This window comes from Escherichia sp. WS1450, from assembly GCF_046487395.1.
In the GTDB taxonomy this organism is placed as follows: Bacteria; Pseudomonadota; Gammaproteobacteria; order Enterobacterales; family Enterobacteriaceae; genus Escherichia; species Escherichia coli.
This window is the reverse complement of sequence record NZ_JBJQJO010000016.1, coordinates 109,690-117,913: the sequence shown is the minus strand read 5'-3', so window position 1 is coordinate 117,913 and position 8,224 is coordinate 109,690. Positions and strand designations below refer to the sequence as shown.

General features: G+C 59.2%; 10 protein-coding genes. All 10 read left to right on the top strand.

Going from position 1 to position 8,224, the window contains the following annotated elements; translation table 11 throughout:
- The first annotated feature begins 460 nt into the window (after positions 1–460).
- Entirely contained in the window at positions 461–904 is a 444-nt protein-coding gene (gene yjdN, locus ACJHYR_RS18290) for a VOC family metalloprotein YjdN (RefSeq protein WP_001131311.1), read from the top strand.
- A gap of 132 nt (positions 905–1,036) precedes the next feature.
- Positions 1,037–1,825, top strand: coding sequence for a phosphonate ABC transporter ATP-binding protein (gene phnC, locus ACJHYR_RS18285; protein WP_001193403.1), 789 nt, complete (start codon positions 1,037–1,039; stop codon positions 1,823–1,825).
- A 24-nt stretch (positions 1,826–1,849) separates the two neighbouring features.
- Positions 1,850–2,866 (top strand): phosphonate ABC transporter substrate-binding protein, encoded by a 1,017-nt coding sequence (gene phnD / locus ACJHYR_RS18280; protein ID WP_000991995.1) that lies wholly within the window; start codon positions 1,850–1,852, stop codon positions 2,864–2,866.
- Positions 2,867–2,991: 125 nt separating this feature from the next.
- On the top strand, positions 2,992–3,771 hold the full coding sequence (phnE, locus tag ACJHYR_RS18275; RefSeq protein ID WP_001193512.1) for a phosphonate ABC transporter, permease protein PhnE: 780 nt from the start codon (positions 2,992–2,994) through the stop codon (positions 3,769–3,771).
- A 20-nt stretch (positions 3,772–3,791) separates the two neighbouring features.
- Positions 3,792–4,517 carry a phosphonate metabolism transcriptional regulator PhnF gene (phnF, locus tag ACJHYR_RS18270; RefSeq protein ID WP_001309142.1) on the top strand — a complete coding sequence of 242 codons (726 nt, stop codon included), beginning with the start codon at positions 3,792–3,794 and terminating at the stop codon, positions 4,515–4,517.
- Positions 4,518–4,970, top strand: coding sequence for a phosphonate C-P lyase system protein PhnG (gene phnG / locus ACJHYR_RS18265; protein WP_000542776.1), 453 nt, complete (start codon positions 4,518–4,520; stop codon positions 4,968–4,970).
- Positions 4,967–5,551, top strand: a complete 585-nt coding sequence (gene phnH, locus ACJHYR_RS18260) for a phosphonate C-P lyase system protein PhnH (RefSeq protein ID WP_000171627.1) — start codon at positions 4,967–4,969, stop codon at positions 5,549–5,551. The genes phnG and phnH overlap by 4 nt, the downstream gene beginning before the upstream one ends.
- Positions 5,551–6,615: an alpha-D-ribose 1-methylphosphonate 5-triphosphate synthase subunit PhnI gene (gene phnI, locus ACJHYR_RS18255; protein ID WP_001305710.1), complete on the top strand. Its 1,065-nt coding sequence runs from the start codon at positions 5,551–5,553 to the stop codon at positions 6,613–6,615. The genes phnH and phnI overlap by 1 nt, the downstream gene beginning before the upstream one ends.
- Positions 6,608–7,453, top strand: a complete 846-nt coding sequence (gene phnJ, locus ACJHYR_RS18250; protein ID WP_000002283.1) for an alpha-D-ribose 1-methylphosphonate 5-phosphate C-P-lyase PhnJ — start codon at positions 6,608–6,610, stop codon at positions 7,451–7,453. Before phnI ends, phnJ begins: the two co-directional genes overlap by 8 nt.
- A complete protein-coding gene (phnK, locus tag ACJHYR_RS18245) occupies positions 7,450–8,208 on the top strand; it encodes a phosphonate C-P lyase system protein PhnK (RefSeq protein ID WP_001075518.1) in 759 nt (252 codons plus the stop codon). The genes phnJ and phnK overlap by 4 nt, the downstream gene beginning before the upstream one ends.
- The last annotated feature ends 16 nt before the right edge of the window (positions 8,209–8,224 follow it).

The following is an 8,224-nucleotide window of genomic DNA, read 5'->3' as shown; positions in this document are numbered from 1 at the left end:
ATTCCCGCACCATCCGTAGGCCGGATAAGGCGTTTACGCCGCATCCGGCAACGGTGCCGACTGCCTGATGCGACGCTTGCGCGTCTTATCAGGCCTACAAATTCCCGCACCATCCGTAGGCCGGATAAGGCGTTTACGCCGCATCCGGCAACGGTGCCGACTGCCTGATGCGACGCTTGCGCGTCTTATCAGGCCTACAAATTCCCGCACCCTCCGTAGGCCGGATAAGGCGTTTACGCCGCATCCGGCAACAATGCCGACTGCCTGATGCGACGCTTGCGCGTCTTATCAGGCCTACAAATTCCCGCACCCTCCGTAGGCCGGATAAGGCGCTCGCGCCGCATCCGGCAACGATGCCGACTGCCTGATGCGACGCTGACCGCGTCTTATCAGGCTTCCCTCTCATCTGTATAAATTTCGAACTACACTTAACTGGCTTCTCTTAACTGAGGTCACCATCATGCCGTTAAGTCCCTACCTCTCTTTTGCCGGTAACTGTGCCGACGCAATTGCTTATTATCAACGTACGTTGGGCGCTGAACTGATCTATAAAATCAGCTTCGGCGAAATGCCAAAATCAGCGCAGGACAGCGCCGAGAACTGCCCTTCCGGAATGCAATTTCCCGATACCGCCATCGCCCACGCCAATGTGCGCATTGCCGGAAGCGATATCATGATGAGCGATGCTATACCGTCAGGAAAAGCCAGCTACTCCGGCTTTACGTTAGTGCTCGATTCGCAACAGGTCGAAGAAGGGAAACGCTGGTTTGACAATCTTGCCGCCAACGGAAAAATCGAAATGGCCTGGCAGGAAACTTTCTGGGCGCATGGCTTCGGCAAAGTCACCGATAAATTTGGCGTACCGTGGATGATTAATGTCGTCAAACAACAACCAACGCAATAATCCGCCGGGAGGCCCGCCCTCCCGCACTGTCATCGAATTCCCGTTAACTCTTCATCTGTTAGTCACTTTTAATTAACCAAATCGTCACAATAATCCGCCACGATGGAGCCACTTTTTTAGGGAGGCTGCATCATGCAAACGATTATCCGTGTCGAGAAGCTCGCCAAAACCTTCAATCAGCATCAGGCGCTGCACGCGGTTGATCTGAACATTCATCACGGTGAAATGGTGGCTCTGCTTGGGCCGTCGGGTTCCGGCAAATCCACCCTTTTACGTCACTTAAGCGGTTTGATTACCGGCGATAAATCTGCCGGTAGCCATATCGAGCTGCTGGGCCGCACAGTCCAGCGCGAAGGCCGCCTGGCCCGCGATATCCGCAAAAGCCGCGCCAACACCGGCTACATCTTCCAACAATTCAACCTGGTGAATCGCCTGAGCGTACTGGAGAACGTGCTGATTGGCGCGCTCGGCAGCACGCCATTCTGGCGCACCTGTTTTAGCTACTTCACCCGCGAGCAGAAACAGCGCGCGTTACAGGCGCTGACCCGCGTTGGCATGGTGCATTTTGCCCATCAGCGCGTTTCCACCCTCTCCGGCGGGCAACAGCAGCGTGTGGCGATTGCCCGCGCGCTGATGCAGCAGGCGAAGGTGATTCTGGCGGACGAACCCATCGCCTCGCTGGACCCGGAATCAGCGCGCATCGTGATGGACACCCTGCGCGACATCAACCAGAACGACGGCATTACCGTGGTCGTCACGCTGCATCAGGTGGATTACGCCCTGCGCTACTGCGAACGCATCGTCGCCCTGCGCCAGGGGCATGTCTTCTACGACGGCAGCAGCCAACAGTTTGATAACGAACGCTTTGATCATCTCTATCGCAGCATCAACCGCGTCGAAGAGAACGCGAAAGCTGCCTGACATCCCCATCATTGAGGAAAACGAATGAACGCTAAGATAATTGCCTCGCTGGCCTTCACCAGCATGTTCAGCCTCAGCACCCTGTTAAGCCCGGCGCACGCCGAAGAGCAGGAAAAGGCGCTGAATTTCGGCATTATTTCAACGGAATCACAGCAAAACCTGAAACCGCAATGGACGCCGTTCTTACAGGATATGGAGAAGAAGCTGGGCGTAAAGGTCAACGCCTTCTTTGCCCCGGACTACGCGGGCATTATCCAGGGGATGCGCTTCAATAAAGTGGATATCGCCTGGTACGGCAATCTGTCGGCGATGGAAGCGGTGGATCGCGCCAACGGTCAGGTCTTCGCCCAGACGGTCGCAGCGGATGGATCGCCGGGTTACTGGAGCGTGTTGATCGTCAACAAAGACAGTCCGATCAACAACCTGAACGATCTGCTGGCGAAGCGTAAAGATCTCACCTTCGGCAATGGCGATCCTAACTCCACCTCTGGCTTCCTCGTCCCCGGCTACTACGTCTTCGCCAAAAACAATATCTCCGCCAGCGACTTCAAGCGCACCGTCAACGCCGGGCATGAAACCAACGCGCTGGCCGTCGCCAACAAGCAGGTGGATGTGGCGACCAACAACACCGAAAACCTCGACAAGCTGAAAACCTCCGCGCCAGAGAAGCTCAAAGAACTGAAGGTGATCTGGAAGTCGCCGCTGATCCCAGGCGATCCGATCGTCTGGCGCAAGAATCTTTCCGAAACCACCAAAGACAAGATCTACGACTTCTTTATGAATTACGGCAAAACGCCGGAAGAGAAAGCGGTGCTGGAACGCCTGGGCTGGGCCCCGTTCCGCGCCTCCAGCGACCTGCAACTGGTGCCGATTCGCCAGCTCGCGCTGTTTAAAGAGATGCAGGGCGTGAAAGGCAATAAAGGGCTGAATGAGCAGGACAAGCTGGCAAAAACCAGCGCCATTCAGGCGCAACTGGATGACCTGGACCGCCTGAACAACGCGTTAAGCGCGATGAGTTCGGTGAGTAAAGCGGTGCAGTAATGTGCTCGATCGGTCCCCTCTCCCTTGAGGGAGAGGGTTAGGATGAGGGGAAAATGCGCACGCTGATGCCCTCACCCCGGCCCTCTCCCACAGGGAGAGGGAGAAAACATTAAACGGAGCCAAACATGCAAACCATCACCATCGCCCCAACCAAGCGCAGCTGGTTCTCGCTTCTGAGCTGGGCCATTGTTCTCGCCGTGCTGGTCGTCTCGTGGCAGGGCGCGGAAATGGCCCCGCTCACGCTGATTAAAGACGGCGGCAACATGGCGACGTTCGCTGCCGACTTCTTCCCGCCCGATTTCAGCCAGTGGCAGGATTACCTCACCGAAATGGCCGTCACGCTGCAAATCGCCGTCTGGGGCACCGCGCTGGCGGTGGTTCTCTCCATCCCCTTTGGCCTGATGAGCGCCGAAAACCTGGTGCCGTGGTGGGTTTACCAACCCGTTCGCCGCCTGATGGACGCCTGCCGCGCCATTAACGAGATGGTCTTCGCCATGCTGTTCGTGGTCGCCGTCGGTCTCGGTCCGTTCGCTGGCGTACTGGCGCTGTTTATCCACACCACCGGCGTGCTCTCCAAACTGCTTTCCGAAGCGGTAGAAGCAATTGAACCCGGCCCGGTGGAAGGTATTCGCGCCACCGGTGCCAACAAGCTCGAAGAGATCCTCTACGGCGTGCTGCCGCAGGTGATGCCGCTGCTGATCTCCTACTCCCTCTATCGCTTCGAATCCAACGTCCGTTCGGCCACCGTTGTTGGCATGGTCGGCGCGGGCGGGATCGGCGTCACCCTGTGGGAAGCGATTCGCGGTTTCCAGTTCCAGCAAACCTGCGCCCTGATGGTGCTGATTATCGTCACGGTCAGCCTGCTGGATTTCCTCTCTCAACGGTTGCGTAAGCACTTTATCTGATAAGCGAGGCATTGATATCTATGCACTTGTCTACACATCCGACCAGCTACCCAACACGCTATCAGGAGATAGCCGCAAAACTTGAGCAGGAGCTTCGTCAACACTACCGCTGCGGCGACTATCTTCCCGCCGAGCAGCAACTGGCGGCGCGCTTTGAGGTGAACCGCCACACCCTGCGCCGCGCCATCGACCAACTGGTGGAAAAAGGCTGGGTACAGCGCCGTCAGGGCGTCGGCGTGCTGGTGCTGATGCGCCCGTTCGATTACCCGCTCAACGCCCAGGCGCGTTTTAGCCAGAACCTGCTGGATCAGGGCAGCCATCCCACCAGCGAAAAACTGCTGTCTGTGCTGCGCCCGGCCTCCGGTCACGTCGCTGACGCGCTGGGGATAACCGAGGGCGAGAACGTTATCCACCTGCGCACCCTGCGCCGGGTCAACGGCGTCGCGCTCTGTTTAATCGACCACTACTTTGCGGACCTCACCCTCTGGCCGACGCTGCAACGCTTCGACAGCGGCTCGCTGCACGATTTTCTGCGCGAGCAAATGGGGATTGCGCTGCGCCGCAGCCAGACGCGGATCAGCGCCCGCCGCGCCCAGGCCAAAGAGTGCCAGCGTCTTGAAATCCCGAATATGTCGCCGCTGCTGTGCGTGCGCACCCTTAACCACCGTGACGGTGAAAGCAGCCCGGCGGAGTACTCCGTCAGCCTGACGCGCGCCGACATGATTGAATTCACTATGGAGCACTGAATGCACGCAGATACCGCGACCCGCCAGCACTGGATGTCCGTACTGGCACACAGCCAACCGGCGGAACTGGCAGCCCGCCTGAAGGCGCTGAACATCACTGCCGACTATGAAGTAATCCGCACTGCCGAAACTGGCCTGGTGCAGATTCAGGCTCGAATGGGCGGCACCGGCGAACGCTTTTTTGCTGGCGACGCCACGCTCACCCGCGCCGCCGTCCGCCTGACTGACGGCACGCTCGGCTACAGCTGGGTGCTGGGGCGCGACAAACAGCACGCCGAACGCTGCGCGCTGATCGACGCGCTGATGCAGCAATCTCGCCACTTTCAAAACTTATCAGAAACTCTTATTGCCCCGCTGGACGCTGACCGTATGGCACGCATTGCCGCACGCCAGGCCGAAGTAAACGCCAGCCGGGTCGACTTCTTTACGATGGTTCGCGGAGACAACGCATGACCCTGGAAACCGCTTTTATGCTTCCCGTGCAGGATGCCCAGCACAGTTTTCGTCGCCTGTTAAAGGCCATGAGCGAGCCGGGCGTGATTGTCGCCCTGCATCAGCTCAAACGCGGCTGGCAGCCGCTGAATATCGCCACCACCAGCGTGCTGCTGACACTGGCCGATAACGACACGCCGGTGTGGCTTTCTGCGCCATTAAGTAACGATATCGTCAGCCAGAGCCTGCGTTTTCATACCAACACGCCGCTGGTCAGCCAGCCGGAACAGGCGACCTTCGCGGTAACGGATGAGGCGATTTCCAGCGAACAGCTCAACGCTCTTTCCAGCGGCACCGCTGTTGCGCCGGAAGCGGGCGCGACGCTGATTTTACAGGTCGCCAGCCTGAGCGGCGGGCGCATGCTGCGCCTTACTGGCGCGGGTATTGCCGAAGAACGAATGATCGCCCCGCAGCTGCCGGAGTGCATTCTGCACGAACTTACCGAGCGCCCGCACCCGTTCCCGCTCGGCATCGACCTGATCCTGACCTGCGGCGAGCGGCTGCTGGCTATCCCGCGAACCACTCATGTGGAGGTGTGCTGATGTACGTTGCCGTGAAAGGGGGCGAGAAGGCGATCGACGCCGCCCACGCCCTGCAAGAGAGCCGACGCCGGGGCAATACCGATTTGCCTGAACTGAGCGTCGCCCAGATTGAACAGCAGCTTAACCTCGCGGTAGATCGCGTGATGACCGAAGGCGGCATTGCCGACCGCGAACTGGCGGCGCTGGCGCTGAAACAGGCCAGCGGCGATAACGTCGAAGCAATTTTCCTGCTGCGCGCCTACCGTACCACGCTGGCGAAGCTTGCGGTAAGCGAGCCGCTCGACACCACCGGGATGCGTCTCGAACGGCGTATTTCAGCGGTGTATAAAGATATTCCCGGCGGCCAGCTGCTTGGCCCAACCTACGACTACACCCACCGCCTGCTCGATTTCACCCTGCTGGCAAACGGCGAAGCGCCGACGCTGACCACAGCCGACAGCGAACAACAGCCGTCGCCGCACGTTTTCAGCCTGCTGGCGCGTCAGGGGCTGGCGAAGTTTGAAGAAGATAGCGGCGCACAGCCGGACGACATCACCCGCACGCCGCCGGTTTACCCCTGCTCACGCTCCTCCCGCCTGCAACAATTAATGCGCGGCGACGAAGGCTATTTGCTGGCGCTGGCCTACTCCACCCAGCGTGGTTACGGACGCAATCATCCGTTCGCAGGCGAAATCCGCAGCGGCTATATCGACGTGTCGATTGTGCCGGAAGAGCTGGGATTTGCGGTGAACGTCGGCGAACTGCTGATGACCGAATGTGAAATGGTCAACGGTTTTATCGACCCGCCGGATGAGCCGCCGCACTTCACGCGCGGCTACGGGCTGGTGTTCGGCATGAGCGAGCGCAAAGCGATGGCGATGGCGCTGGTTGACCGTGCATTGCAGGCTCCGGAGTACGGCGAGCACGCGACAGGCCCGGCGCAGGATGAAGAGTTCGTGCTGGCGCATGCCGACAACGTCGAAGCCGCAGGCTTTGTCTCGCACCTTAAACTCCCGCACTACGTCGATTTCCAGGCCGAACTGGAGCTACTCAAACGTCTGCAACAGGAGCAGAACCATGGCTAATCTGAGCGGCTACAACTTTGCCTACCTCGACGAGCAGACCAAACGCATGATCCGCCGCGCCATCTTAAAAGCGGTAGCGATCCCCGGTTATCAGGTACCTTTTGGCGGGCGCGAGATGCCGATGCCGTACGGCTGGGGAACTGGTGGTATCCAGCTTACCGCCAGCGTGATTGGCGAAAGCGACGTGTTGAAGGTGATTGACCAGGGTGCGGATGACACCACCAACGCCGTGTCGATTCGCAACTTCTTTAAGCGCGTGACCGGGGTAAACACCACTGAACGTACGGACGATGCGACGCTTATCCAGACGCGTCACCGCATCCCCGAAACGCCGCTGACCGAAGATCAGATCATTATCTTCCAGGTGCCAATCCCGGAACCGCTGCGCTTTATCGAGCCGCGCGAAACGGAAACCCGCACTATGCACGCGCTGGAGGAGTACGGCGTGATGCAGGTGAAACTGTATGAAGATATCGCCCGCTTCGGTCATATCGCCACCACCTATGCCTATCCGGTGAAGGTGAACGGGCGCTACGTGATGGACCCGTCGCCGATCCCGAAATTCGATAACCCAAAAATGGACATGATGCCCGCCCTGCAGCTGTTCGGCGCAGGACGCGAGAAGCGCATCTATGCGGTGCCGCCGTTTACCCGCGTGGAAAGCCTCGATTTCGACGATCACCCGTTCACCGTTCAGCAGTGGGATGAGCCATGCGCCATCTGCGGATCGACCCACAGCTATCTCGACGAAGTGGTGCTGGATGACGCCGGAAACCGCATGTTTGTCTGCTCCGATACCGATTATTGCCGCCAACAGAGCGAGGCAAAAAACCAATGAATCAACCGTTACTTTCGGTCAATAACCTGACCCACCTTTACGCGCCGGGCAAAGGCTTTAGCGATGTCTCTTTTGATTTATGGCCGGGGGAAGTGCTGGGCATCGTCGGGGAATCCGGCTCCGGGAAGACCACGCTGCTGAAATCAATTTCCGCGCGTCTGACGCCGCAGCAAGGGGAGATTCACTATGAAAACCGTTCCCTCTATGGCATGAGCGAGGCCGACCGCCGTCGCCTGCTGCGCACCGAATGGGGCGTGGTGCATCAGCATCCACTCGACGGCCTGCGCCGCCAGGTGTCGGCAGGCGGCAATATCGGCGAGCGGCTGATGGCGACCGGGGCGCGTCATTACGGCGATATTCGCGCCACCGCGCAGAAGTGGCTGGAAGAGGTGGAGATTCCCGCTAACCGGATCGACGACCTGCCAACCACCTTTTCCGGCGGCATGCAGCAGCGTTTGCAGATTGCCCGCAACCTGGTGACGCATCCGAAGCTGGTGTTTATGGATGAACCGACCGGCGGGCTGGATGTATCGGTACAGGCGCGCCTGCTCGATCTGCTGCGCGGTCTGGTGGTGGAGCTGAATCTGGCGGTGGTGATTGTCACCCACGATCTGGGCGTCGCCCGCCTGCTGGCGGACCGTTTGCTGGTGATGAAACAGGGGCAAGTGGTGGAGAGTGGGTTAACCGACCGCGTGCTCGACGACCCGCACCACCCGTACACCCAGTTGCTGGTGTCATCGGTTTTGCAGAATTGAGCCAGTGCTGGATACG